General features: G+C 69.0%; 27 protein-coding genes, 1 pseudogene and 1 riboswitch. Of the genes and pseudogenes, 13 read left to right on the top strand and 15 right to left on the bottom strand.

Annotated features, from left to right (window positions below; genetic code table 11):
• Window positions 1-40: 40 nt before the first annotated feature.
• Window positions 41-979: pseudogene (gene sepH, locus AC1U2B_RS12570) on the top strand (septation protein SepH); the annotation flags it as partial.
• Between the two features lie 87 nt (window positions 980-1066).
• On the opposite strand, the gene AC1U2B_RS12575 reads toward sepH, so the two are convergent.
• From AC1U2B_RS12575 to AC1U2B_RS12585, 3 genes are read right to left on the bottom strand one after another with little or no spacing between them, the layout of a single operon-like run.
• Window positions 1067-1342 (bottom strand): DUF2537 domain-containing protein, encoded by a 276-nt coding sequence (locus tag AC1U2B_RS12575; RefSeq protein ID WP_043390551.1) that lies wholly within the window; start codon window positions 1340-1342, stop codon window positions 1067-1069.
• Between the two features lie 10 nt (window positions 1343-1352).
• Window positions 1353-2174: a TrmH family RNA methyltransferase gene (locus AC1U2B_RS12580; RefSeq protein WP_480217296.1), complete on the bottom strand. Its 822-nt coding sequence runs from the start codon at window positions 2172-2174 to the stop codon at window positions 1353-1355.
• A gap of 23 nt (window positions 2175-2197) precedes the next feature.
• Entirely contained in the window at window positions 2198-2629 is a 432-nt protein-coding gene (locus tag AC1U2B_RS12585; protein ID WP_480217053.1) for an Rv0880 family HTH-type transcriptional regulator, read from the bottom strand.
• Window positions 2630-2670: 41 nt separating this feature from the next.
• On the opposite strand from AC1U2B_RS12585, the gene AC1U2B_RS12590 reads away from it, so the two are divergent.
• Both AC1U2B_RS12590 and AC1U2B_RS12595 read left to right on the top strand, forming a co-directional pair.
• Window positions 2671-2937, top strand: a complete 267-nt coding sequence (locus AC1U2B_RS12590) for a DUF2530 domain-containing protein (protein WP_043983892.1) — start codon at window positions 2671-2673, stop codon at window positions 2935-2937.
• Window positions 2938-2964: 27 nt separating this feature from the next.
• On the top strand, window positions 2965-3429 hold the full coding sequence (locus AC1U2B_RS12595; RefSeq protein WP_480217054.1) for an SRPBCC family protein: 465 nt from the start codon (window positions 2965-2967) through the stop codon (window positions 3427-3429).
• Here AC1U2B_RS12595 and AC1U2B_RS12600 read toward each other — a convergent pair.
• Window positions 3426-4127: a DUF3027 domain-containing protein gene (locus AC1U2B_RS12600; RefSeq protein ID WP_480217297.1), complete on the bottom strand. Its 702-nt coding sequence runs from the start codon at window positions 4125-4127 to the stop codon at window positions 3426-3428. The genes AC1U2B_RS12595 and AC1U2B_RS12600 overlap by 4 nt on opposite strands.
• A 402-nt stretch (window positions 4128-4529) precedes the next feature.
• Between AC1U2B_RS12600 and AC1U2B_RS12605 the strand changes: the two genes are divergently transcribed.
• Together AC1U2B_RS12605 and AC1U2B_RS12610 are read left to right on the top strand one after the other, a co-directional pair.
• Window positions 4530-6260 carry an MFS transporter gene (locus AC1U2B_RS12605; RefSeq protein WP_480217055.1) on the top strand — a complete coding sequence of 577 codons (1731 nt, stop codon included), beginning with the start codon at window positions 4530-4532 and terminating at the stop codon, window positions 6258-6260.
• Window positions 6257-6739, top strand: a complete 483-nt coding sequence (locus AC1U2B_RS12610) for a DUF2771 domain-containing protein (protein WP_043390538.1) — start codon at window positions 6257-6259, stop codon at window positions 6737-6739. Before AC1U2B_RS12605 ends, AC1U2B_RS12610 begins: the two co-directional genes overlap by 4 nt.
• 70 nt (window positions 6740-6809) lie before the next feature.
• Here AC1U2B_RS12610 and AC1U2B_RS12615 read toward each other — a convergent pair whose 3' ends face one another.
• Entirely contained in the window at window positions 6810-7811 is a 1002-nt protein-coding gene (locus AC1U2B_RS12615) for a glutathione S-transferase family protein (RefSeq protein ID WP_480217056.1), read from the bottom strand.
• Between the two features lie 83 nt (window positions 7812-7894).
• Window positions 7895-8305, bottom strand: a complete 411-nt coding sequence (locus AC1U2B_RS12620; protein ID WP_043390536.1) for a cold-shock protein — start codon at window positions 8303-8305, stop codon at window positions 7895-7897.
• 149 nt (window positions 8306-8454) lie between these two features.
• Here AC1U2B_RS12620 and AC1U2B_RS12625 point away from each other — a divergent pair, with 149 nt between their 5' ends.
• The 4 genes from AC1U2B_RS12625 to AC1U2B_RS12640 all read left to right on the top strand — a co-directional run bounded on the left by AC1U2B_RS12625 (window position 8455) and on the right by AC1U2B_RS12640 (window position 11683).
• On the top strand, window positions 8455-8859 hold the full coding sequence (locus tag AC1U2B_RS12625; protein WP_480217057.1) for a YccF domain-containing protein: 405 nt from the start codon (window positions 8455-8457) through the stop codon (window positions 8857-8859).
• Window positions 8856-9917, top strand: a complete 1062-nt coding sequence (gene moaA, locus AC1U2B_RS12630; RefSeq protein ID WP_480217058.1) for a GTP 3',8-cyclase MoaA — start codon at window positions 8856-8858, stop codon at window positions 9915-9917. Before AC1U2B_RS12625 ends, moaA begins: the two co-directional genes overlap by 4 nt.
• Window positions 9918-9919: 2 nt before the next feature.
• Window positions 9920-10177, top strand: a complete 258-nt coding sequence (locus AC1U2B_RS12635; RefSeq protein WP_418003585.1) for a MoaD/ThiS family protein — start codon at window positions 9920-9922, stop codon at window positions 10175-10177.
• 234 nt (window positions 10178-10411) lie between these two features.
• A riboswitch (cyclic di-AMP (ydaO/yuaA leader) is annotated at window positions 10412-10584 on the top strand.
• A gap of 7 nt (window positions 10585-10591) precedes the next feature.
• Window positions 10592-11683, top strand: a complete 1092-nt coding sequence (locus AC1U2B_RS12640) for a transglycosylase family protein (protein ID WP_480217059.1) — start codon at window positions 10592-10594, stop codon at window positions 11681-11683.
• 115 nt (window positions 11684-11798) lie between these two features.
• On the opposite strand, the gene AC1U2B_RS12645 is transcribed toward AC1U2B_RS12640, so the two are convergent.
• The 4 genes from AC1U2B_RS12645 to AC1U2B_RS12660 are packed head-to-tail and all read right to left on the bottom strand — an operon-like array spanning window position 11799 to window position 13364.
• A complete protein-coding gene (locus AC1U2B_RS12645) occupies window positions 11799-12221 on the bottom strand; it encodes a molybdenum cofactor biosynthesis protein MoaE (protein WP_480217060.1) in 423 nt (140 codons plus the stop codon).
• Window positions 12218-12697 (bottom strand): MogA/MoaB family molybdenum cofactor biosynthesis protein, encoded by a 480-nt coding sequence (locus AC1U2B_RS12650; protein WP_043390525.1) that lies wholly within the window; start codon window positions 12695-12697, stop codon window positions 12218-12220. Before AC1U2B_RS12650 ends, AC1U2B_RS12645 begins: the two co-directional genes overlap by 4 nt.
• The gene (moaC, locus tag AC1U2B_RS12655; RefSeq protein WP_082068106.1) at window positions 12694-13167 is read right to left on the bottom strand and encodes a cyclic pyranopterin monophosphate synthase MoaC; all 474 of its coding nucleotides are present in this window, start codon (window positions 13165-13167) and stop codon (window positions 12694-12696) included. The genes AC1U2B_RS12650 and moaC overlap by 4 nt, the downstream gene beginning before the upstream one ends.
• Window positions 13168-13169: 2 nt before the next feature.
• Window positions 13170-13364, bottom strand: coding sequence for a hypothetical protein (locus tag AC1U2B_RS12660; RefSeq protein ID WP_043988086.1), 195 nt, complete (start codon window positions 13362-13364; stop codon window positions 13170-13172).
• Window positions 13365-13421: 57 nt separating this feature from the next.
• On the opposite strand from AC1U2B_RS12660, the gene AC1U2B_RS12665 reads away from it, so the two are divergent.
• The 3 genes from AC1U2B_RS12665 (at window position 13422) to AC1U2B_RS12675 (ending at window position 19038) form a co-directional block, all read left to right on the top strand.
• On the top strand, window positions 13422-15659 hold the full coding sequence (locus AC1U2B_RS12665; RefSeq protein WP_480217061.1) for a helicase-associated domain-containing protein: 2238 nt from the start codon (window positions 13422-13424) through the stop codon (window positions 15657-15659).
• 75 nt (window positions 15660-15734) lie between these two features.
• Complete coding sequence (locus AC1U2B_RS12670) at window positions 15735-17384, top strand: DNA repair helicase XPB (protein ID WP_071286711.1); 1650 nt, start codon at window positions 15735-15737, stop codon at window positions 17382-17384.
• A gap of 58 nt (window positions 17385-17442) precedes the next feature.
• Window positions 17443-19038 carry an FAD-dependent oxidoreductase gene (locus tag AC1U2B_RS12675; protein ID WP_480217062.1) on the top strand — a complete coding sequence of 532 codons (1596 nt, stop codon included), beginning with the start codon at window positions 17443-17445 and terminating at the stop codon, window positions 19036-19038.
• On the opposite strand, the gene AC1U2B_RS12680 is transcribed toward AC1U2B_RS12675, so the two are convergent.
• From AC1U2B_RS12680 to AC1U2B_RS12695, 4 genes are all read right to left on the bottom strand, one after another.
• Complete coding sequence (locus AC1U2B_RS12680; RefSeq protein ID WP_418003591.1) at window positions 19019-19357, bottom strand: cupin domain-containing protein; 339 nt, start codon at window positions 19355-19357, stop codon at window positions 19019-19021. The two genes, AC1U2B_RS12675 and AC1U2B_RS12680, sit on opposite strands and share 20 nt — an antisense overlap.
• Window positions 19358-19404: 47 nt before the next feature.
• Complete coding sequence (locus AC1U2B_RS12685) at window positions 19405-19791, bottom strand: hypothetical protein (RefSeq protein ID WP_260933440.1); 387 nt, start codon at window positions 19789-19791, stop codon at window positions 19405-19407.
• Window positions 19792-19873: 82 nt separating this feature from the next.
• A complete protein-coding gene (locus tag AC1U2B_RS12690; protein WP_480217063.1) occupies window positions 19874-20596 on the bottom strand; it encodes a YqjF family protein in 723 nt (240 codons plus the stop codon).
• A gap of 5 nt (window positions 20597-20601) precedes the next feature.
• Complete coding sequence (locus tag AC1U2B_RS12695) at window positions 20602-21594, bottom strand: LLM class F420-dependent oxidoreductase (RefSeq protein WP_480217064.1); 993 nt, start codon at window positions 21592-21594, stop codon at window positions 20602-20604.
• An 85-nt stretch (window positions 21595-21679) separates the two neighbouring features.
• Here AC1U2B_RS12695 and AC1U2B_RS12700 point away from each other — a divergent pair, with 85 nt between their 5' ends.
• Complete coding sequence (locus AC1U2B_RS12700) at window positions 21680-21985, top strand: type VII secretion target (protein WP_480217065.1); 306 nt, start codon at window positions 21680-21682, stop codon at window positions 21983-21985.
• A gap of 13 nt (window positions 21986-21998) precedes the next feature.
• On the opposite strand, the gene AC1U2B_RS12705 is transcribed toward AC1U2B_RS12700, so the two are convergent.
• On the bottom strand, window positions 21999-23228 hold the full coding sequence (locus tag AC1U2B_RS12705) for a DUF7373 family lipoprotein (RefSeq protein ID WP_480217066.1): 1230 nt from the start codon (window positions 23226-23228) through the stop codon (window positions 21999-22001).

Below are 23228 nucleotides of genomic sequence, written 5' to 3' on the forward strand. Positions count from 1 at the left end.
GCTCTCCGCATGATCTGAACCAGCAACCGAGGCGCGCAGCTCAGCAAGAGCTGCGCTCGTCGGACTCGACGCCGACGGCAAGCGCATCATCTGCGAAACCGCCGACACCGCAGAGAAATTCGTGGTGCGCGTCGATAATCGCCTGAAGGCCGCCGTCCGCGGCGACCGGGCCGCCAGCAACCAGACGCAGATCGAGGTCGAGGTCGAGGTGCCCAACACCCTGCGCCCCCGTGACATCCAGTCCCGCATCCGGGCCGGCGCCTCCGTCGAACAGCTCGCCGCGGCCGCCGGCGTGACGCCGGAGCGCGTCATGCGCTTCGCTCACCCTGTGCTGCTGGAACGGTCCCGCGCCGCCGAGCTCGCCACCGCGTCGCACCCGATCCTGCCCGACGGTCCGTCGGTGCTGACCCTGCTGGAGACGGTGACAGGTGCGCTGATCGCCCGCGGCCTCGATCCCGAGGCCACCAAGTGGGACGCCTGGCGCAACGAGGACAGCCGGTGGACCGTGCAGTTCGGCTGGAAGGCCGGACGCTCCGACAACATCGCGCACTTCCGGTTCAGCCCGGGCGCCCACGGCGGCACCACCACCGCGTTCGACGACGCCGCAACCGAGCTCATCGATCCGAACTACACCCGCCCGGCCCTGCGGTCGGTGGCACCGCTCCCGCAGCTGCGCTTCGAGGAATCGGTCGCCGAGATCCCGATGCCCGCCTTCGTGCCGGAGCCGGAGCCCACTCCGGAACCCGTGCCTGCCCAGGTGGTCGTCATGACGCCGCCTCCCGTCGCTCCTCCGGTGCCCGCGGCGCCTGTCGCCCCGCCGGCACCCGAGCCCATCCCGGTGCCGGAACCGGCTGCCGCGGTCGAAACCCCCGAGACTCCCGAGCCGGCCGCTCCCGCGGCGCGTCCGCGCAAGAAGAAGCCCGAGATTCCGGCCTGGGAAGACGTCCTGCTGGGCGTGCGGGCCAACGGCCAGCGCTGACCCTGCGTTTCTCGGGTTGACTCCGCGCTGACGGTCTCGGCTACTCGCACTTGTGTGCCATAGCCGCAGGATCAACGGCGGGCGGGGCTAGCTGCTCAGCGCGATGGCCAGTGTCGCGACCCAGCCCAGCGCCACACCCAGCCCGGCGCCCCAGACGAACCAGCGCCATACCGGGCGCACCCGCCAGCTCCATACCGTCGGGGCCAGGCCGCCGACCGCCACCGCGTTCAGCCCCACCGCGAGCAGCGGATGCACCCGCAACAGCCCGAGGGACAAGACGATGATGGCGGCGGCCGTCACCGCGGCCACGAACGCCGACACCGTCAGCCCGGTGCCCCACGGAGTGCGCGACGGCAAGGTCATCTGAGCCAATCTAGACCGCCGATCGGGTGCGTTCGTAGAACGCCATGGCTGCGGCGGTGGCGACGTTCAACGAGTCGGTGCCCCGCGACATCGGAATGCGCGCCCGCACCTCACAGGCCCGCATGGTGTGTTCGGTCAACCCGGGACCTTCCGCGCCGACCAGCACCCCGACCTTCTGATCGGCCAGTGGCGCGAGGGCGTCGGCCAGCGGCACGGACCCCTCCCCCGGCGTCATGGCGATCAAGTGAAAGCCGTTGCCCTGCATCAATTTCAGATCGCCGGGCCAGGACTCCGCGCGGGCGTAGGGCACCAGCAGAGCATGGCCCATCGACACCCGGACCGCGCGCCGGTACAGCGGGTCGGCGCACCCGGCGCCGAACACCACCGCGTCGACGCCCAGGCCGGCGGCGTTGCGGAAGATCGACCCCAGGTTCTCGTGGTCGTTGACGCCCTCGAGCACCGCGACGGTGCGGGCGCCCCGGAGCACCTCGGGCACCGACAGTTCGACCGGCCGTGGCGCCGCGGCCAGCACGCCGCGGTTGAGGTGGAAGCCGACCACCTCGGCCATCACCTCGGCGCTGGCGCGGTAGTACGGCACGCCGCAACCGGCCAGGTCGTCGGACAGTTCTCGGAGCCGGCGATCGGTGCCGAGGAAGCCCCGCGGGCTGAACCGCGATGCCAGCATGCGCTGCGCCACCAACACGCCTTCGGCGATCACCAGGCCCTTGCCCGACGGCAGGTCGGGGCGGCGGTCCACGCTGTTGAGGTCGCGAAAATCGTCGAGCCGCGGATCAGCGGGGTCGTCGACGTCGACAACGATGACGTCGTCCATGGCGTCGATGTCGGGCGCCGCGCTCACTGGGCTTCGTCGATGATCGCGAACATCAGATCCGCCGCGGCGAGCAGCGTCGCGCGGTCCTGCTGCGTCAGCTTCTCCAGCCGTCCCTGCAGCCATTCCATGCCGGCCCGGCGCTCGGCTTCGAAAAGCTCCTCACCGGCCGGGGACACCACGACCAGCACCTGGCGCCGGTCGTCGGGATGCGAACTGCGTTCCACCAGCCCCAGTTCGACCAGCGACGCGATGACCCGCGTCATCGACGGCGGCCGCACCCGCTCGCGGGTGGCCAGCGCGCCCGGCGTCATCGGACCCTCCTTGGCGAGGGTCGCCAGCGCCGACAACTGCGTCAGGGAGACCGGGGAATCGGGACGACGGAACCGCAACTGTCGCGCCAGCCGCACGACGGCCAGCGACAGGTCATTGGCCAAGCGGTCATCGGCGTCCGTCACGAGCAGATAGCGTACCGATCGATCGACTAGCGTTAGAGGAGATGGCCACGCCCGCGCACGAACACCCGGCGGCACCCCAGCCGCCGGCTCTCCCCGACCGACTCCTCGACCCGGTTCCGGTGATCGTGGTGATCGCTGTGGGCTGGCTGGTCGCGGTCGTCTTGGCCTTCACCGTCGCGGCCCTGCACGACTGGCGTCCCGTGACCGTCGCGGGCCTCGGTGTCGGCGTACTGGGCACATCTATATTTCTGTGGCAACGCAGCGCAGCCCGTCGGGGAGCACGTGGTGCCCAACGCGGCCTGCGCTGACCCAACGTCTCGATAAGGGAGAGTCCGATGGCTGGAGAAACACCTCTGCTGCAGGCAGACATCACCATCAACGCGCCAGTGGCCAAGGTCTGGGCGCTGATCTCCGACCTCGGCAACATGCCCAAATGGAGCCCGCAGTGTCGGACCATGAAGGCGCTCGGCGCCGTCAAGGTCGGCACCAAGACCGTCAACGTCAACCGGCGGGGTGCGCTGTTCTGGCCGACGACCGCGACCATCACCGCACTCGACCCGCAGCAGAAGCTGTCGTTCCGGGTCAACACCAACAACACCGAGTGGACCTACGACCTCGAGCCCTCCAGCACCGGTACCAAGGTCACCGTCAGCCGGCACGCGGAAGCCGTGAAACCGATCTCCAGCACGCTGATCAACCGCTTCATGGGTGGAGTGCCCAACTTCGAAGTGGAACTGGTCGAGGGCATGAAGACCTCGCTCGGCCGGATCAAGGCCGCGGCCGAAGGCTCCTCGAACTAAGTACCGAGGTCGAGCACGCCGTCGTCGAACGGCTCGAACGCCGGTGAGCCGATGGGCTCCGGCGGCGGCGTGTCCGAATGGGCGCCACATCCGTACTCCGCCGACACCACGCGCCCGTCCGCGGACAGCTCGTTGGCGCAGACACCGAACACCAGGCCGAGCGACCCCGACAGCGGCACGAAGAAGCCACAGCCACGGCAGGTTCGGCGGGTGGCGCGCGCCATGGCGGCGTTCGGTCCGAAGTCGCCGTCCTGCCAGCGCTGCGCGGCGTCCGTCCGGCCCCAGTCGCTGAGGACCTGCTTGCGGCCGAACCCGACCTCGGCGGCAACCTCGTCGAGCTCGGGGTCACCGGACGCCAAGTAGCCCGGCACCAGACGCGGATCGTTGGGCAGCGGCGACAGCAGATCACCGGGGCTCAGGTCACCCGGCTGCACGCGCTCATTCCACGGCACCCACTGCGGGGCCAGCAGCGCATCCGGACCCGGCACCAGGACCACTTCGCTGACGGTGGTGTGGTCGGCGCCCGGATAGGTCGCCAGCACCACTGCCCACTGCCAGCCGTGGTAGCCGGGCATCGAGGCGAGGAAACGATGGGTCACCGAGGCCGGGTCGTCGAAGCTGGCGCCCAGGTAGTCGCCGACGACGCCGTCGCCACTGAATTCGATGATCGCGGCGCGGGCCTGATCGACCGCGCCCATCAGGATCGGGGTCAGGTCGGGTAGGTCGGCCTCTTCGACAACCGGCTCGGGCTCGGGGGCTGCTTCGGCCTCCGGCGCATCGTCGGTCTCCACAGCCGGAACCTCGGCGGACGGGGATTCGTCGGCAGCGGCCTGCGGCTGCGGCTCGTCGACGGTCTCCGGCACGTCGGCGGATTCCACTGCCTCAGCGGGAACTTCGACGGCCTCCACGGTTTCCGCGGCGGCTTCAGCGGCCGGCACCTCGACCGGCGCCTCCGTCGGCGTCGACTCGTCCGGCGTCACGGCTGCCGATTCGGTGTCATTGGGCGTGTCCATCGCGATCAATACTGCCTGACCACCCAGGACAAGGCCACACCGCCTGCCTGCGCGCCGCTGTCGGCAGCATGGGGAACAATCGTGCTCATGAGTGGACCGCGGGACGCCGGGTGGTCGGGAGATCCCCGCTACTACCCGCCGCGCCCACCGCGCCGCCATGACGAAGAGCATCCCGGCATGGCCAACTACCCGAGCGATCCCGATCATTCACGACGCCGCCCGCCGCCTCGGGGCTCATCTGCGCACAGCGACAACCGGTGGCTGCCGCCGCTCGACGACGACCACCACGATGGTGCCGGCTACGACCGTGGCTACGACGATGACCGGGACGAGCGGCGCCGTGACTACGACGACCGGCGCGGCGGCCCCGCGGGCGGCGAGAAGATCACCGTCACCCGCGCCGCCGCCCAGCGCAGCCGCGAGATGGGCACCAAGGTGTACGGGCTGGTGCATCGCGCCGCCACCGCCGATGGCGCCGACAAGTCCGGCCTGACGGCGCTGACCTGGCCGGTCGTCGCGAACAACGCGCTGGACGCGGCCATGGGCATCGCACTGGCCAACACCTTGTTCTTCGCGGCGGCATCCGGCGAGTCCAAGAGCAAGGTGGCCCTGTACCTACTCATCACCATCGCGCCGTTCGCGGTGATCGCCCCGCTGATCGGGCCGGCGCTGGACCGGGTGCAGCACGGCCGCCGGGTCGCCCTGGCGGTGTCGTTCGCGCTGCGCGTGGTGCTGGCACTGGTGCTGATCGGCAACTACGACGGCGCCACCGGCAGTTATCCGCCCTGGGTGCTGTACCCGTGCGCACTGGGCATGATGGTGCTGTCCAAGTCGTTCAGCGTGCTGCGCAGTGCGGTGACGCCGCGCGTGCTGCCGCCGAGCATCGACCTGGTCCGGGTCAATTCCCGGCTCACCATGTTCGGGTTGCTGGGTGGCACCGGGCTCGGCGGTGGGCTCGCGGCCGCATTCGAGTACACCTTCGGTCTGATGCACCTGCCGGGCGCGCTCTACGTCGTCGCCGTCGTGGCCGTCGCGGGTGCGGTCCTGACGATGCGCATCCCCAAATGGGTCGAAGTCACCGAGGGCGAGGTGCCGGCGACGCTGTCGTACCACGCGCCGACCGAGCAGCTCCGGCATCCGCATCACGACCAATCTCCGCGACAGCCCTTGGGCCGCAACATCATCACGTCGCTGTGGGGCAACTGCACCATCAAGGCGCTGGTCGGATTCCTGTTCCTGTATCCGGCGTTCGTCGCCAAGTCGCACGACGCGGGCGCATGGGAGCAGCTGAAGATCCTCGGCCTCATCGGCGCCGCCGCGGGCATCGGCAACATCGCAGGCAACATCGCCAGCGCGCGGCTCAAGCTGGGGCATCCCGCACAGGTGGTCGTACGCGCCACCGTCATCGTCACCGCATGCGCCATCGCCGCCGCGGTGGCCGGCAATCTGATGGTGGCCGCGGCGGCCGCACTGATCACCTCGGCGGCCACGGCGATCTCCAAGGCGTCCCTGGACGCGTCACTGCAGCACGACCTGCCCGAAAAGTCCCGGGCGTCCGCCTTCGGCCGGTCCGAGTCCGTTCTGCAGTTGGCCTGGGTGATCGGCGGCGCCATCGGTGTGCTGATCTATACCGACCTCTGGGTCGGGTTCACCGCGATCAGCGCCCTGCTGATCCCCGGGCTGGCCCAGACCCTGGTGAGCTACAACGGAGGCTCATTGATCCCGGGCCTGGGCGGCAACCGGCCCGTATTAGCCGAACAGGAAGGACCACGGCCCGATCCCGCGGCAACGCCCGGGGCGCGCCAAGGATGGATATGAAACGAGTTCTCGCACTGTTGGCAGTGGTCGCGGTGCTGTCTGCGACGGCCACCGGTGTCCTGGTCTGGCGGATGACGCGGCACCAGGGCCCCGACTTCCCCGAGATCAGCGCCTTCACCGACGGCCAGCTGGCCCGGGTCGGGCCCTACCGCTACTGCGACGTGCACCTGAAGGCATGCGACGTCCCCGCGACGACGGGTGAGCTGCACGTGACAGCGCGGCATCCGATTCAGCTGTCGGTGCCGCAGGCCATCGCCCGCGCACCGTGGGTGCTGCTGCTCGCCTACGAGGACGGCGGCTCGGCGGTCAGCGAGTTCCGGCCGGACAAGCGGCTGGCCGTGACGATCCCGACCGTCGACCCACATCACGGCAAGCTGCTCGGGCTCGCCGTCCAGCTGCCCACGCTGGCAAGGGATTCCGACGGTAACGAGTTCCCGCTGCCGCACGCCGAATGGTCGGTGCGGACCGTCTGGCCGTAACCGCCGAATGTCCACTTGTCGCACGGGTTTTCGCGATTTCCGTGTCACAGGTGGCCACTCGGCGTAGGGGTCAGGCGCCGTGGCCGATCGGCACCTGTTCGCCCGCACGGACCGGGCCGGGTGGCGTGCCGTCACCGAAAGGCCTGCCACCCAACGCTTCCCGGCCATGCGGCGTGAGCCAGTCGGCCAGCTCGGGACCCTTCGGCACGATCCGCGTCGGATTGATGTCCGCGTGCACGATGTAGTAGTGCTGCTTGATCTGCACGAAGTCGACGGTGTCGCCGAAGCCCGGCGTCTGGAACAGATCCCGCGCGTACGCCCACAGCACCGGCATCTCGGTGAGCTTGGACCGGTTGCATTTGAAGTGCCCGTGGTAGACGGGGTCGAACCGGGCCAGCGTGGTGAACAGCCGTACGTCGGCCTCGGTGATGGTGTCCCCCACCAGATACCTTTGGCCACTGAGCCTTTCGGTCAGCCAGTCCAGCGCGGTGAACAGCCGGTCGTACGCGGCGTCGTAGGACTCCTGTGAGCCAGAGAACCCGCAGCGGTAGACGCCGTTGTTGACCTCGGTATAGACGCGACGCGCCACCTCGTCGATCTCGGCGCGTAGGTGCTCCGGGTACAGCTGTGGCGCACCGGGTCGGTGATACGCCGTCCATTCGGTCGACAGATCCAGCGTCAGCTGCGGGAAGTCGTTGGTCGCCACCGCGCCGGTCGGCACGTCGACGATCGCCGGCACCGTGATGCCCTTGGGGTAGTCCCGGTCGCGCTTGAAGTACGCGTCCTGCAGCCGCGGGATCTTCAGCACCGGGTCCACCCCACCGGGATCCAGGTCGAACGTCCAGCTGCGCTGATCGTGCGTCGGACCGCAAAAGCCAATGGAGAGCACATCTTCCAGGCCCAGCAGCCGACGAACGATGATCGCGCGGTTGGCCCACGGGCAGGCCCTGGCGACGATCAGCCGGTACCTGCCGGGTTCGACGGGGTAACCGTCACGGCCGTCAGCCGTGATCCGGGTGCTGATGTAGTTGGTGTCGCGGGTGTATTCAGTACCTGGGTTGACGTAGGACACGTCCCCAGTCTGCCCGCCCAAAGTTGGCTTGTGTGCGAGAAATCAGTCGAGTTTCGAACACAAGCCAACGTTCGGCGCAGGGATCAGGCGTCGAGCTCGCGCGCGACGGCCTTGACCACCTCGGACACCTTGCGGGCGGTCTTCTTGTCCGGGTAACGGCCCCGGCGCAGCTCGGACTGCACCGCATCCTCAAGGAGCGTGATCATGTCCGACACCATGCCGTGCAGCTCGTCGGGCGTGTGCTTGTGCTCAGGGGCCGACGCCTCGCGACGCGTGCGCGACAGGCTCGGCGGCGGGTCGATCAACTTGAGGCTCAGCGCCTGCGGACCGCGGCGCCCGGCGGCGACGCCGAACTCGACGCGCTGACCGGCCTTGAGACCTTCGACCCCGTCGGGCAGCGCCGAAGACCGGACGTAGACGTCCTCGCCCTCTTCCTGAGAGAGGAAGCCGAAGCCCTTCTCCGTGTCGTACCACTTAACCCGGCCGCTTGGCACTGGTCTCACCTGCTCGTTCTCAACATGCGGTTACATAACGAAAGCGCCCCACCGACGCAGGACGCGTTGACGTTGATTCTACTCGGCCACCTCAGATCACAGCATCCCCATTACTCAGTAGACTGAAGGTTCTACCTGTAGGAGGTGACATGCGCCTGGTCCTGAACATCATTTGGCTGGTTTTCGGCGGCTTCTGGCTGGCGCTCGGTTACTTCCTCGCCGCCCTGATCTGCTTCATCCTCATCGTCACCATCCCGTTCGGCGTCGCCGCGGCGCGCATCGGCGTGTACGCGCTGTGGCCGTTCGGCCAGACGGTCGTCGACAAGCCCGGCCCGCGCCCTGGTGCGCTGGTCGGCAATGTGATCTGGCTGGTGTTGTGCGGTTGGTGGTTGGCGCTCGGCCACATCGTCACGGCCATCGCCCAGGCCCTGACCATCGTGGGTATCCCGCTGGCCCTGGCCAACCTCAAGCTGATCCCGGTGTCGCTACTGCCTCTCGGCAAGCAGATCGTGCCGGTCGATCAGACGCACCCCGCACCCGCCTGGCAGCAATGACACTCATACCCCTCGGTCTGCCCACCGTCGCACGGCCCGTCGGCTCAGCGCCGGAATCCGGGCCGCTGATCGACACGTACGGCCGCGTCGCCGCCGACCTGCGGGTGTCGCTCACCGACCGCTGCAATCTGCGCTGCACCTACTGCATGCCGGCCGAGGGCCTGGACTGGCTGCCCGGTGCCGACCTACTCACTCTCGAAGAGCTCACCCGGCTGATCCGGGTGGCCGTGACCCGTCTGGGCATCACCGGCGTGCGGTTCACCGGCGGCGAGCCGCTGCTGTCTCCGCATCTGGAGGACGTGGTCGCAGCGGCGGCCGCACTGGACCCGCGTCCGGCGATCGCCGTCACGACCAACGGGATCGGACTGGCCAAGCGCGCCGCCGCATTGAAGAAGGCCGGGCTCAATCGCGTCAACGTCTCACTGGACACGCTCGACCCGGACCGGTTCGCGGCCATCACCCGGCGCCGGCGCCTCCCCGAGGTGCTCGACGGCCTGGCTGCCGCGAAGGACGCCGGGCTGAGCCCGGTGAAGGTCAACGCGGTGCTCGATCCGCAGACGGGCCTGGACGACGCCCCCGCGCTGTTGCGCTTCTGTCTCGAGCACGGATACCAGCTGCGGATCATCGAGCAGATGCCGCTGGATGCCGGGCACCACTGGGAGCGCGGTTCGGTCCTGCAGGCCGAGCAGATTCTGGCGGCACTGCGCGCCGAATTCACCCTCCACCCGGACCCGGCGCCGCGGGGTTCGGCGCCTGCCGAGCTCTGGCAGGTCCACGACGACGGGGCGGTGCTCGGCACCGTCGGCGTCATCGCGTCGGTCTCGGCCGCGTTCTGCGGCACGTGTGACCGCACCCGGCTCACGGCCGACGGCCAGGTGCGCAGCTGTCTGTTCTCCCAGCAGGAGACGGACCTGCGCGCGTTGCTGCGGGGCGGCGCCGACGACGACGCGCTGGAGGCCGCCTGGCGGGCGGCGATGTGGGCCAAGCCGGCAGGGCACGGCATCAACGATCCGGGGTTCGTCCAGCCGGACCGCCCGATGAGTGCGATCGGCGGCTGAGGTTGACCGAATTGGTGGTGACGGTGCGCTATTTCGCCGCCGCGAAGGCCGCAACCGGAATCGAGACCGAAACGTTGCGGCTTCCTGAGGGTGTAACCGTCCGCGATCTGGTGGACTCCATTGGTACGCGTGGGGCAGATGTGGCAAAAGTGCTGACACGCTGCTCGTTTCTGCGCGACGGCGTCGCCGTGCGCGATCTGAACTCCGCGCTCGCAACAGCTCAGACGGTCGATGTGTTACCCCCCTTCGCCGGCGGCTAATTGTGAAATGCCTCACATAACGAATCGATAACGACCTGGCTGTGGTGCCGCTGACCGGCGTCAATACCTGCGAAAACGCCGAAACAGCCAGCGGCTTTAAAGTCCTCTCATAATTTGCCCTGGCCCGAAACGCCCAAAATCCGCCGAAGTGACGGAACCCACCGGACCCGATACCGTCGTCTCTCAAGCCAGAGCGACCCTTTGGCACCCGCACTTGAAACGCCTAGCTCCATCCATCAAGTGCGGCCGACGACAAACCGTGGATGGAGGCGGGGGACCCAACCGGTCCACCGAAGAAATCAGGACCAGGAGCCTCGGCTCCTTGGGGTGAAGCCTGCTTTGCAGGCCGGGCAACCTCTCCAGCCCGAACCCGACAGCTGACCTCGCAGGCGTTGACGAGAGGACTGCTTTTCTATGAGTGGACGCCACCGTAAACCGACCACGTCCAGCGTCAGCGTTGCGAAGATCGCCTTCACCGGCGCTGTTCTCGGCGGTGGCAGCATCGCCCTCGCCGCTCAGGCGAGCGCAGCGACCGACGGCGAATGGGACCAGGTAGCCCGCTGCGAGTCCGGCGGCAACTGGGCCATCAACACCGGCAACGGCTACCAGGGCGGCCTGCAGTTCTCGCCGAGCACCTGGAGCGCCCACGGCGGTGGCGAGTACGCCCCGGCCGCGAACATGGCCAGCAAGGACCAGCAGATCGCCGTCGCCGAGCGCGTCCTGGCCCGCCAGGGCCGTGGCGCCTGGCCCGTCTGCGGTACCGGCCTCTCCAGCTCCACCCCGCGCAACGTGGTGAACACCCCGAAGCCGGCCCCGGCCGTCACGCTGGACAACCCTGAGCTCAACACCCCGGCCGATCCGGCGCCGGTGCAGGAAGCCGCCGCTCCGCTGGACGCGCCCGCACCCGCACCTGAGGCCCCCGAGGGTCCCACGATCGTCAACGTCGTCAACGAGGTCCCCGCCCCCGAGGCGCCGGTCCTGGACGTGCCCGAGGCCCCCGCGCCCGAGGCTCCCGTCGTTGAAGCACCTGCCCCGGAAGCCCCGGTCGAGGCCCCGGCGCCCGTGATCCAGGCCGCCAACTGGGACACCACCGAAGCCCCCGCCGAGCCCGGCGTCTGGGCACTGCACGCCAAGCAGGACCTGCCGGCCGACCCGGCCCCGGTCGTCGACGCACCGGCTCCGGTTGCTGACGCCGCGGCCCCGGCCCCCGCGCCGGCTGCCCCCGCCGCGCTGCAGACCCCGCCGAACGGCACGCCGCACCTGGCCAGCCCGACCAACCTGCCTCCGGGTTCGACCATGGAGCCGACCGACACCGGCGACAGCGCCAACATGAGCTACCTCAAGCAGCTGTGGCACGCGGTCCAGAACAACGACATCTCCGGACGTGACGCCCTGCTCGCCGTCGCCTCGACGCGGACCGGCACTCCCGGTGGCAGCGTCCCGGCCCCGCCGAACGCTCCGGCGCCCGGCCCGGCCCCGATCGTCGACGCCCCTCCGGCTCCGTAATACATGCAAAGAGAAATCGCCCCGGTCATCGACCGGGGCGATTTCTTTTGCCGAGTGGCCAGTTACGGCACGGATATTCGTCGAACGCGGGTCGTAAGTGGCCAGTCGGCGGAAGTCAGGCGGAGCCGACCCATTCGTCGGTGCCGTCGGTGAAGAACTGGTGCTTCCAGACCGGCAGCCGCTCCTTGACGGTGTCGACCAGTAGCGCGCAGGTCCGGAACGCCGCGGCGCGGTGATCGGCCGACACCGCCGCGACGAGGGCTGCGTCGCCGATGTTGAGGACGCCGATCCGGTGGCTGACCGCGATGGCCCGCACGCCTTCGGAGGCGGCGGCGACCTCGGCGGCGACCTCGGCCAGTACCTCCGAGGCCGACGGGTGCGCCGAGTACTCCAGGCGCGTCACCCCACGGCCGCCGTCGTGATCGCGCACGACGCCGGCGAAGCTCACGACCGCTCCCGCGGCGCGGTGGTCGACCAGCGCCTCGTGGGAGGCGACGTCGATCGGCGATTCACTGAGGTCGGCACGGAGCACGATCACCCGGCATGGTCCTTTCCACTGAGCTGGTCGAGCGCATGGTCCAGCACCCCGGCCAGCACGCCCAGCCCGTCCTTCACTCCCCCGGACGAACCCGGCAGGTTGACGATCAACGTCCGGCCGGCGACGCCGCACACACCACGGGACAGCACCGAGGTCGGGACGTGCGGCAGGCCGGATTGGCGGATCGCATCGGCCAGCCCGGGAATCTGGTAGTCCAGGACCTCGAGGGTGGCTTGCGGGGTGGCGTCGGTCGGGGAGATTCCCGTGCCACCGGAGGTGAGGACGACGTCCACGTCGTCGGCAATGGCGCGGCGCAGTTCGGCGCCGACCGGGGCACCGTCGGTGACGACGACCGGCGCGGGTACGTCGAACCCGCGCTCAGCGAGCCAGGTGACGATCAGCGGGCCGGTGCGGTCCTCGTAGACGCCGGCGGCGGCCCGGGTCGAGGCGATGACGACGCGGGCGGTACGGCTCACGCCGGCTCCCAGAGACCGGTCTTGCCGCCCTCCTTGCGCAGCACCCGGATGTCATCGATGCGCGCGGCCGGGTCGACGGCCTTGATCATGTCGTACAGCGTCAGCGCCGCGACGCTGACGGCGGTGAGGGCTTCCATCTCGACGCCGGTGCGGTCGGTGGTGCGCACCGTCGCGGTGATCGCGATATCGGCAGCACCCGCACTCGTCTCGAAGGCCACCTCGACCTTGGTCAGCGCCAGCTGGTGGCACAGCGGGATCAGGTCGCTCGTGCGCTTGGCGGCCATGATGCCGGCGACGCGGGCCGTCGCGAGGGCATCGCCCTTGGGCAGGCCACCGCTGGTGATGAGGTCGACGACGTCAGCGCGGGTGTGCAGGACGCCCGCCGCGACGGCGGTGCGTCGGGTGGCGTCCTTGGCGGACACGTCCACCATGTGGGCCGCACCCGATTCGTCCAGGTGCGAGAGCTCCACGGCTACTTGTTGACGACAGTGACCGGGTGCATGTACGGCAGCCGCTCGGCCGGCAGCGGGAACTCCACGTCACCGAACGGAGACAGGGCGCCGGTACGGTCCGTCGCGAGCTCACTGACGGCGTGATCGTCGTCGGCCACCTCGGGCCAGCCGTTGTCGACGTACTGGTTCTTCTTCTTCTCAGCCACGGATGACATTGTGGCAGGCGCCGCGCCCGCTGGCGAGGCCGGGAGGCTGCTTTACGCTGGTCAGCAATGATCGACGAATCCCCGGGTGTGCCGCTGGGCTCCTGGCTGGCCGACATGTCGGATGCGCAGCTGGTACAGCTGCTCAGCGCCCGACCTGACCTCACCCAGCCGCCACCGGCGACCCTGTCGGCGCTGGCCGCCCGGGCCCAGTCCCGGCAGTCGGTCAAAGCCGCGACGGACGATCTCGATTTCCTGCAGCTGGCGGTGCTGGACGCGCTGCTGACGCTGCAGGCCACCAGCATCTCCGTGCCGACCGGAGCCCTGTTCAAACTGCTGGCCGGCCGGGCCACCAAGAAGATCGTCACCTCGGCGCTCGACGAGCTGCGGACCCGCGGACTGGTGTGGGGCGACACCTCGGTGCGGGTGGTCTCGGAGGCGGCGTCGGTGCTGCCCTGGTACCCGGGGCAGGTCACGGTCGAAGACCCTGACGGCGACGGCATCGCCGGGAAGCTGGCCGGTATCGATACCCCGCAGCGCGATCTGCTGGAGCGGCTGGCCGACGGATCACCGATCGGCCGAACCAAGGACGCGGCCCCCGGTACGCCGGACGACCGCCCGGTGCCACAGCTGATCGCGGCCGGACTGCTGCGCCGGATCGATGACGAGACGGTGATCCTGCCGCGGCTCGTCGGCCAGGTGCTGCGCGGTCAGCCACCGGCGCCGACGACGTTGACTCCACCGGCTCCGTCATCGCCGGTGCTGGCGGCGGCGGACGTCGATGCGGCGGCGGCCGGCTCGGCCATCGACCTGCTGCGCGAGGTCGAACTGGTCCTCGAAACCCTTTCGGCGACACCGGTTCCCGAGCTGCGCAGCGGCGGCCTCGGGGTGCGCGACGCCAAGCGGCTGACCAAGGTCACCGGCATCGACGAAGGCCGGCTGTCACTGATTCTGGAGCTGTGCGCGTCGGCCACGCTGATCGCGTCGGGCATCCCGGACTCGGACGACTACGACGACGGCCCCTACTGGGCGCCCACCGTGACCGCGGACCGGTTCATCGAATCGAGCGCCGCGACGCGCTGGCATCTGCTCGCCACCACTTGGCTGGACCTGCCGGGCCGGCCCGGCCTGGTGGGCAAGCGTGGCCCCGACGGCAAGCCCTATGCCGCCCTGACCAATGCGCTGTACTCGTCGGCGGCTCCGCTGGACCGCCGGCTGCTGCTGACGGTGCTCGCCGAGCTGCCGCCGGGCAGCACCATGGACACTGCTGCAGCGTCCGCCGCGATGCTCTGGCGCCGGCCGCGCTGGACCGCCCGGCTGCAACCCGAGCCCACCGACGAATTGCTCACCGAGGCACACGCTTTGGGCATGATCGGCCGCGGCGCCATCGCCGGCCCCATCCGGCTGCTGCTGGCGGGTGCGCCCGAAGAAGAGGTCACCGCCGCGATGGCCGCGGCACTGCCCGACCCCATCGACCATTTCCTGCTGCAGGCCGACCTGACGGTCGTCGTCCCCGGACCGCTGGAACGCGACCTCGCCGATCAGCTGGCGGTTGTCGCCGACATCGAATCCGCCGGCGCGGCAACGGTGTATCGCATCAGCGAGCAGTCCATCCGGCGTGCCCTGGACACCGGCAGGACCGCCAGCGAGATCCACACCCTGTTCGCCCGGCACTCCAAAACGCCGGTGCCGCAAGGCCTCAGCTACCTCATCGACGACGTGGCCCGGCGGCACGGGCAGTTGCGGGTGGGCATGGCATCGTCGTTCGTGCGGTGTGAGGACCCCGCCCTGCTGGCGCAGGCACTGGCCTCCCCCACCCTCGAGCAGCTGAGCCTGCGGGCCCTGGCCCCCACCGTCGCGGTCTCCCCGGCGCCGATCGCCGACGTGCTCGCCGGCCTGCGCACCGCGGGCTTCGCCCCGGCCGCCGAGGACTGGTCGGGCACCATCGTCGACCTGCGCCCGCTCGGCGCGCGGGTGTCCACACCGATACACCGTCGCACCTTCCGGCACCCGCAGCCGCCGAACCCGAAGACGCTCGGCGCGATCGTCGCCGTCCTGCGCCAGACCGGCCGCGGCAACGGCGGCGAGCGACTGGACCCGGCCGCCGCGATCTCGCTGCTCACCGATGCCGCAGTCACCCAGTCTTCGGTGGTGATCGGCTACGTCGACGCCGCCGGGGTCGCCACGCAGCGGGTGGTGTCGCCGGTCAACGTCCGCGGCGGCCAGCTGACCGCCTACGACCCGGCCGCCGGCCGGGTCCGCGAATTCGCCATCCACCGGGTGACCTCGGTGGTGGCGCCGGACTGACGGAATCCGATCCACTCCCCAGAGTCTGGATAATGGATCGGATGGCCTGCGAGCGAGTAATGGAATGGATCGCACATGACTGACGGACCCCTGATCGTTCAGTCGGATAAAACCGTGCTGCTCGAGGTCGACCATGAGCTGGCCGGGGCGGCGCGGGCGGCGATCGCGCCGTTCGCCGAGCTGGAGCGTGCGCCCGAGCACGTGCACACCTACCGGATCACGCCCTTGGCGCTGTGGAACGCGCGCGCCGCGGGTCACGACGCCGAGCAGGTGGTCGACGCGCTGGTGTCGCATTCCCGCTACGCGGTGCCGCAGCCACTGCTGGTCGACATCGTCGACACCATGGGCCGCTACGGGCGCCTGCAGCTGGTGAAGCATCCCGCGCACGGGCTGACCTTGGTGAGCTTCGACCGCGCGGTGCTCACCGAGGTGCTGCGCAACAAGAAGATCGCCCCGATGCTGGGCGCCCAGATCGACGACGACACCGTCATCGTCCACCCGTCCGAGCGCGGCCGCGTCAAGCAGATGCTGCTCAAGATCGGTTGGCCCGCCGAGGATTTGGCGGGCTACGTCAATGGCGAGGCGCACCCGATCGCGCTGGAGGAAGACGGCTGGAAGCTGCGCGACTACCAGGAGCTGGCCGCGGATTCGTTCTGGGCGGGCGGCTCCGGTGTGGTGGTCCTCCCCTGCGGCGCGGGCAAGACCATGGTCGGTGCGGCGGCGATGGCCAAGGCCGGGGCGACGACGCTGATCCTGGTCACCAACACCGTCGCCGGCCGGCAGTGGAAACGCGAACTGATCGCGCGCACCTCGCTGACCGAAGAGGAGATCGGCGAATACTCCGGTGAACGCAAGGAGATTCGGCCCGTCACCATCGCGACGTATCAGGTCATCACCCGGCGCACCAAGGGCGAGTACAAGCACCTGGAACTGTTCGACAGCCGCGACTGGGGCCTGATCATCTACGACGAGGTGCACCTGCTGCCCGCGCCGGTGTTCCGGATGACTGCCGATCTGCAGTCCCGGCGCCGACTTGGCTTGACCGCCACCCTGATTCGCGAAGACGGCCGCGAAGGCGACGTGTTCTCCCTGATCGGGCCCAAGCGGTACGACGCCCCGTGGAAGGACATCGAGGCGCAGGGCTGGATCGCCCCGGCCGAGTGCGTCGAGGTGCGGGTCACCATGACCGAGAACGAGCGCATGACGTACGCGACGGCCGAGCCCGAGGAGCGCTACAAGCTGTGCTCGACGGCGCACACCAAGATCGCGGTGGTGAAGTCGATCCTGGCCCGTCATCCTGATGAACCGACCCTGGTGATCGGCGCTTATCTGGACCAGTTGGAGGAACTCGGCCAGGAGTTGGACGCCCCGGTGATCCAGGGCTCGACCAAGAACGCCGAACGCGAAGCGCTGTTCGATCAGTTCCGGCGCGGTGAGGTCCGCACCCTGGTGGTGTCGAAGGTCGCCAACTTCTCCATCGACCTGCCGGAAGCATCTGTGGCCGTTCAGGTTTCGGGCACGTTCGGGTCGCGGCAGGAGGAGGCCCAGCGCTTGGGCCGGTTGCTGCGCCCGAAGGCCGACGGCGGCGGCGCGGTGTTCTACTCGGTGGTCTCGCGCGACAGCCTCGACGCCGAGTACGCCGCACACCGGCAGCGCTTCCTGGCCGAGCAGGGCTACGGCTACGTCATCAAGGACGCCGACGACCTGCTGGGGCCCGCTATCTAGTCAGTCCCAGCAATCAGGGCATAGGCTCTTCGCAGTTCGCCGATTGCGGAGGTCACAGATGACGTACGACTACGACTGGCTGGTCATCGGGTCCGGTTTCGGCGGCAGCGTCTCGGCGCTGCGCTTGGCCGAAAAGGGTTACCGCGTAGCGATTCTCGAATGCGGGCGGCGCTTCGAGGATGCCGACTTCGCGGACGAGACCAAGGACGCCAAGAACTACTACTGGGCGCCGCAGCTCGGGATGCGCGGCATCCTGCGGCTGACGCTGTTCAAGGACATCTTCATCGGCTCGGGCTGCGGTGTCGGTGGTGGCAGCCTCGGCTACGCGAACACGCTCTACCGGGCGTTCCCGAATTTCTACGAAAGCTCGCAGTGGAAGGGCCTGGCCGACTGGGAAACCGAGCTGGCGCCGCACTACGACGAGGCCGAACGGATGCTGGGCGTCGTCGAGTACGACGACGACGGACCGGCAGACCTGCTGTTGCAGGAGTACGGCAAGTCGATCGGCGTCGGCGACACCTACCGCCGTGCGCACGTGGGCGTGTTCCTCGGGCAGCCGGGCCGGACGGTGCCGGACCCGTATTTCGGCGGCGACGGACCCGACCGGACGGGCTGCATCAAATGCGGTTCGTGCATGGTCGGCTGTCGCCACGGCGCGAAGAACACGTTGCGGAAGAACTATCTGTGGTTCGCCGAGAAGCTCGGCGTCCGCATTTTCAGTGAGCGTACGGTGACCGACATCAAGCCGCTCGACGACGACGGTTCAGCGGGATATGAAGTGACACACCGCAAGAGCGGCGCATTGGGCAAGCGCACCAGCGAGACGCTGCGTGCCCGCGGCGTCGTCGTCGCGGCCGGGGCCTTGGGCACCAACCGGCTGCTGCAGCGCTGCAAGCTCAGCGGTTCGCTCCCGAACATCTCCGACCGCCTCGGGTATGTGGTGCGCACCAACAGCGAATCGATCATGGCGGTGATGGCGCCCGAGGACTACCCCGACGACTTCACCCACTCGATCGCGATCACGTCGAGTATCTACACCGACCCGACCACCCACATCGAGGTCGTCACGTACGGCAAGGGCGGCGACACCCAGTCGATGCTGTTCAACCTGATGATCGAGGCCGGCAAGCGCGGCACCAGGCCACTTCATTTCCTGGCCGCCGCGGCGAAGAACCCGAAGGCAGCCCTGGCCGCGTGGAAGATCAAGGGCACCTCACGCCGCACGATCATCCTGCTGGTCATGCAGTCCATCGACAACGCGATGCGCCTGAAGGTCAAGATGCGGCTGCCGAACGGAAACGTGGCGCTGACGACCGAGCAGGACCCGCTCAACCCCAACCCGGATTTCGTGCCGGCCGCCTACGACGCGGCGAAATGGTTCGCTCGGCGGATGGGCGGCGTTCCCTACACCGGCGTGACGGAGGGCATCTTCGCGATCCCGTCGACGGCCCACATCCTCGGTGGCGCCGTGATCGGCGCCTCTCCGGAGACGGGCGTGGTCGACAGCCGCAACCACGTGTTCGGCTACGAAAACCTGCTGGTCACCGACGGTGCAGCCGTCCCGGCGAATGTGGGTGCCAATCCGAGTCTGACCATCACCGCGCTCGCCGAGCGTGCGATGACGTTCATTCCACCTAACGCGCAGGCTGTTTGACCACCGTCAGCAGCACCACCGAGTCGGCGAGCGCCTTCAGGCTGTGCCGGGTGGACGGGATGATGAGGTGGTCACCGGCCATACCGTCCCAGCTGGCCTGCTCGGCGACGAGCCGCACCCGGCCCTGCAGCACCTGAAGCGTGGCCTCGCCGGGGCTTTCGTGTTCGGCCAACTCGTTGCCGTCGGCGAGAGCGATCAGCGTCTGCCGCAACGCGTGCTCGTGGCCGCCGAAGATCGTGTGAGCACTGCGCCCACCGTTCCCATCCCGCGCGATATCCAGATGCTGGCGCGCCAGAGCGGTCAGCGAGATTTTCTCCATGATTCAAATATCCGCTTCAGCAATGCCCACCGGAACCGTTTGGCGGTTTAAATCACGCGCAGCGAATCCCCCTCGTTGGGGAAGCGACGGCCCAGTGCGTCGAGCATCCGCTGCACCTCCATGAGTCGCCGACGCAGTGCGAGCAGAGTGTCCGACGGAAGCTCCGACCCCGCTGCCGCGGTGCCTTGCGCACGTCGGGATCGCCGCTCCACCAACGTCATCTGGTCTTCCAGATCGGCGATCTCGTCCAGCAACAGCGCCGCGAACAGGCGTGATTGCGCCAGGTCGGCGCGGTGGGCGGGACGGGGCTGCGTATCGACGCGCGGCCGGCCGCTCACGACGCCCTGGCGCACCGTGCGCCGGGTGGCCGTGGCATTGGAGGGGATCGGCACCGGGGCGGCTCGGCGTCCGGTTTCGCGCATCGTCGGCAACATGGCGCAATGATCACCGAGACTGCACCTTTGCGCTACCAACCGTTCATCTTCCGGACCGGAATCAGACACCTTCGGGTAAAGGTCAGCGGAGCGCGGTGGGCCGCCCGAAACGGGCCTGCACGCCCGGCGAGAACAGCGCGCGCAACGGCGGCCCCACCGGCACCACACCACTGGCGGGCACCAGATCGTCGGTCAGCTCGATCAGTTCGGCCTGCCGTAGCGGCCAGGTCGGATGCGCATTGGGGACCCACCACGTCCGGCCTGCCTTGCGGGTGTGCGCGCCCCACCGAGCCGTCAGCCACACCTCCAACGCCGTGGGTTCGACGGGCTCACCGATCGCCAGTTCCGCGAGGCTGCGCAGGCCCCGCTCCGGCCACCGGCGCGTGCCCGTATAGGTGATCCGGTCACCGGTGCGGGCGACCCGCAGCCTGGCCCAGGTGTACGGCACGCCCATGCCGAGCCGCGTCATCCCGACGACCGCCAGCCGCGTCGTCTCCAGCGACCGGAACAGCACGCCGTGCCGGCCCGCGGCGTCCACCGAGTACAGCCGCACGTTGGTTTCGGCGAAGGCGCCGAAGTACGGCAGCGGCACCCTGCCGGCCACCGCGGAGCGGTGCATGACGAACGGGATCAGGCCGACGTACGTCAGCCCGTCGGTGAACACGTCCGGCTCGGTGCCGGGCGGATACAGGTGCGCGACGGTCGCCGGGTCGACCGGCCAGTGCAGGAATGTGAGGTCGCCCCAGAACTGTTCGACCCACACCGGCGGCGGCAGCGGCGGGGCGTCGACCAGGAAGCCATTCATGCCGGTTAGTCACTCAGCGCGGGAATGACTTCGCGCTCGAATGCCTCGATGCTCGACCGGTCGTACGCGGCTTCCGGGAAATACAGGATCGCGTACTCACACCCGAGATCTTTGATCTTCTGCAGCTTCGAGATGACCTGTTCGGTTGTCCCGCAGGCAGAGTCGGGCGAGGTCAGGTTCTTGACCATCGCGTCGACGGCAGCCTCATGCGCGACAGCGACCTGCCGCTCGCGGATGCGCGCGATGCGGGCCGCGACGTCGGCCTCGGAGTCACCGATCACGACGTTGAAGTTGGCCGATCTGACGATACTGTCGTAGTCGGTGCCGACCTCGCGGCAATGTTGTTGCAGCACTTCGGATTTGTGCGCGAAACCGGCGGGCTCGGAGGTGAAGTTGGTGTACTGCGCGTACTTCGCGGCGATCCGGAGCGTCACCTTCTCCCCGCCGCCCGCGATCCACAGCGGAATCCCGCCGGCCTGCAACGGCTTGGGCTGCACGATGGCACCGTCGACCTGGTAGTGCTTGCCGTCGAAGCTCACCACGCCGTCGCGCCAGGCCGCGCGCATGATCTGCACGCCTTCGTCGAGCCGCGCCAGCCGCACCCCGGCCGACGGGAAACCGTAACCGTAAGCGCGCCACTCATGTTCGTACCAGCCGCCGCCGATGCCCATCTGGACGCGGCCGCCGGAGATGATGTCGGTGGTCGCGGCGACCTTCGCCAGATATGCGGGGTTGCGGTAGCTGATCGCCGTGCACATCTGGCCCAGCTTGATGCGATTGGTGGTCGCCGCGTAGGCCGCCATCAGCGTCCACGCCTCGTGCGTGGCCTCTGCGGTCGGCATCGGCACGGTGTGGAAATGGTCGTACACCCACAGCGAATCCCACGGTCCGGCGTCGGCGTACGCGGCGAGGTCGCGCATCACCTGCCATTGGTCCTGCGGAGCGATCCCCACCAGATCGAGACGCCAACCTTGCGGGATGAACAATCCGAAGCGCATGGCCCCGACTTTAGGCCGTACGACGATCAAACGGGGCAAAGAAACAGCGTCGGAGACCACGCCGCCGCGGCCTTAGGCTGAAGAAGTGGCACCCGAATTGCGCGTCGACCCGCAGGTCCTGACAACCGCGGCGAGCACCATGGCGTCGTGCGGTTCCGCCGTCGGCGAGCTCAAGCCGGGCGAGCCGCTGAATTCGGCCGCGTCCGGCATGTCCGGGCTCGCGACCGGGGCCGCCTGCCAACGCGTCGGCCCGCTGCTGAACACCGACGGCCAGAACCTCGGGAAGGCGGTCACGGGGTACGCCGACTCACTGCGCACCGCGGCGACCAAGTACCAGAACACCGATGCCACGTCAGGTAGCGCCATCGGCAAGACCATGCCGGGACGCTGATCAGCCCGCGGCCCTACGGGGCCAGCAGCATCTTGTACTGCGCCGCCGTCTCCTGACGCGCCCCGGTGGCATCGGCATTGCGCACTGCGATGACGGTATTGTTCAGCGCCGCAAAGCAATAGAACATCGAACCGTTGGTCATCGTCGGGTCGATCTCGGATTGCACGCACCGGCTGCCCGGCAGGAAATCGACGGCATTGGCCGGATGCGCCGACACCTCGACGCGCGCGCTGAGGTCGGCCAGGTCATCGACCAGTTTCTTCGCGGCCGCCGCATCTTTCACGCGATAGACGATCGTCTGGTTGTAGGTCATCTCCTGCAGGCCCGCAGCCGCGAACAACGGTGCGGCGCCGGTCGGCTCGTCCTGAAAGTGCAGCGCGGCCCGCGGCAGGTAGCTGCCAATCTTGGCGTCCGGCAGCCGCGAGGACGGCGGATCAGGGAAAGTCGGCGGCGACATGGTGTGCGACAGCAAGCCTGACGGATCCACGGCAAGCGTCGGCAGCTTCGCCGGGTCGGTCGGCACGAACTCGTCGATGCGCGGCATTTGCGCGTCCAACACAGCGCCGACGGCCGCCGCGGCATCGTCCTGGTCCGGCCCGTAAACCAGCTGGGTGAGGACATACGGACCGTGCGGCGTGAACGAGTACAGCGTGACCGGCTGATCCGGGCCGGTGTTCAGGTTCGAGCTGTAGGTCGTGGCGCGCGCGTCCGGACGCCCGGCGATCGGTACCGGGTGATTCACCGTCGGCGACAGCCCGGCGACCGCACCGGCCAGATCCGCGGCCGCCGCAACGGCGGCGGCGGGGTCGGGGAACCGCAGGACGCCGTTCATCAACCGCCACTGGTCAGGGTCCTGCCGGTCTGATGCGAAGCCGTACAGCATGTGGTGGGCGGTGACGGTGCTCGCCACGGCGGCGGGCAGGATCGTGCCGAGGGCCGGTGCTCCGGTGATCACGACGGCCCGCGATTCACCTGGCAGCACCATCTGCGGATCGATCTCCCAGGGCCCGACGACGTCGTCGGCCATCCGCCGCGCATCGATCTGCGCCCCGGTGGACGCCGCTCCCGCCGTGCCCAGCGGAGGTGTCGGCGTCACCGGGAAGTTCCCGCTGCCGAGCAGGGTCGCGTCTACGGCGGACGACGGCGGCCCGCCGCCCTGCTTCTCGGCCTGCCCGGGCTCGGTGTTGGCGCAGCCGGCCACGACCAGCGCCGCAAGCGACACCGCGATCAACCGGCGGTCCAT

The sequence above is a fragment of the Mycolicibacterium sp. P4_G11 genome (assembly GCF_056555145.1).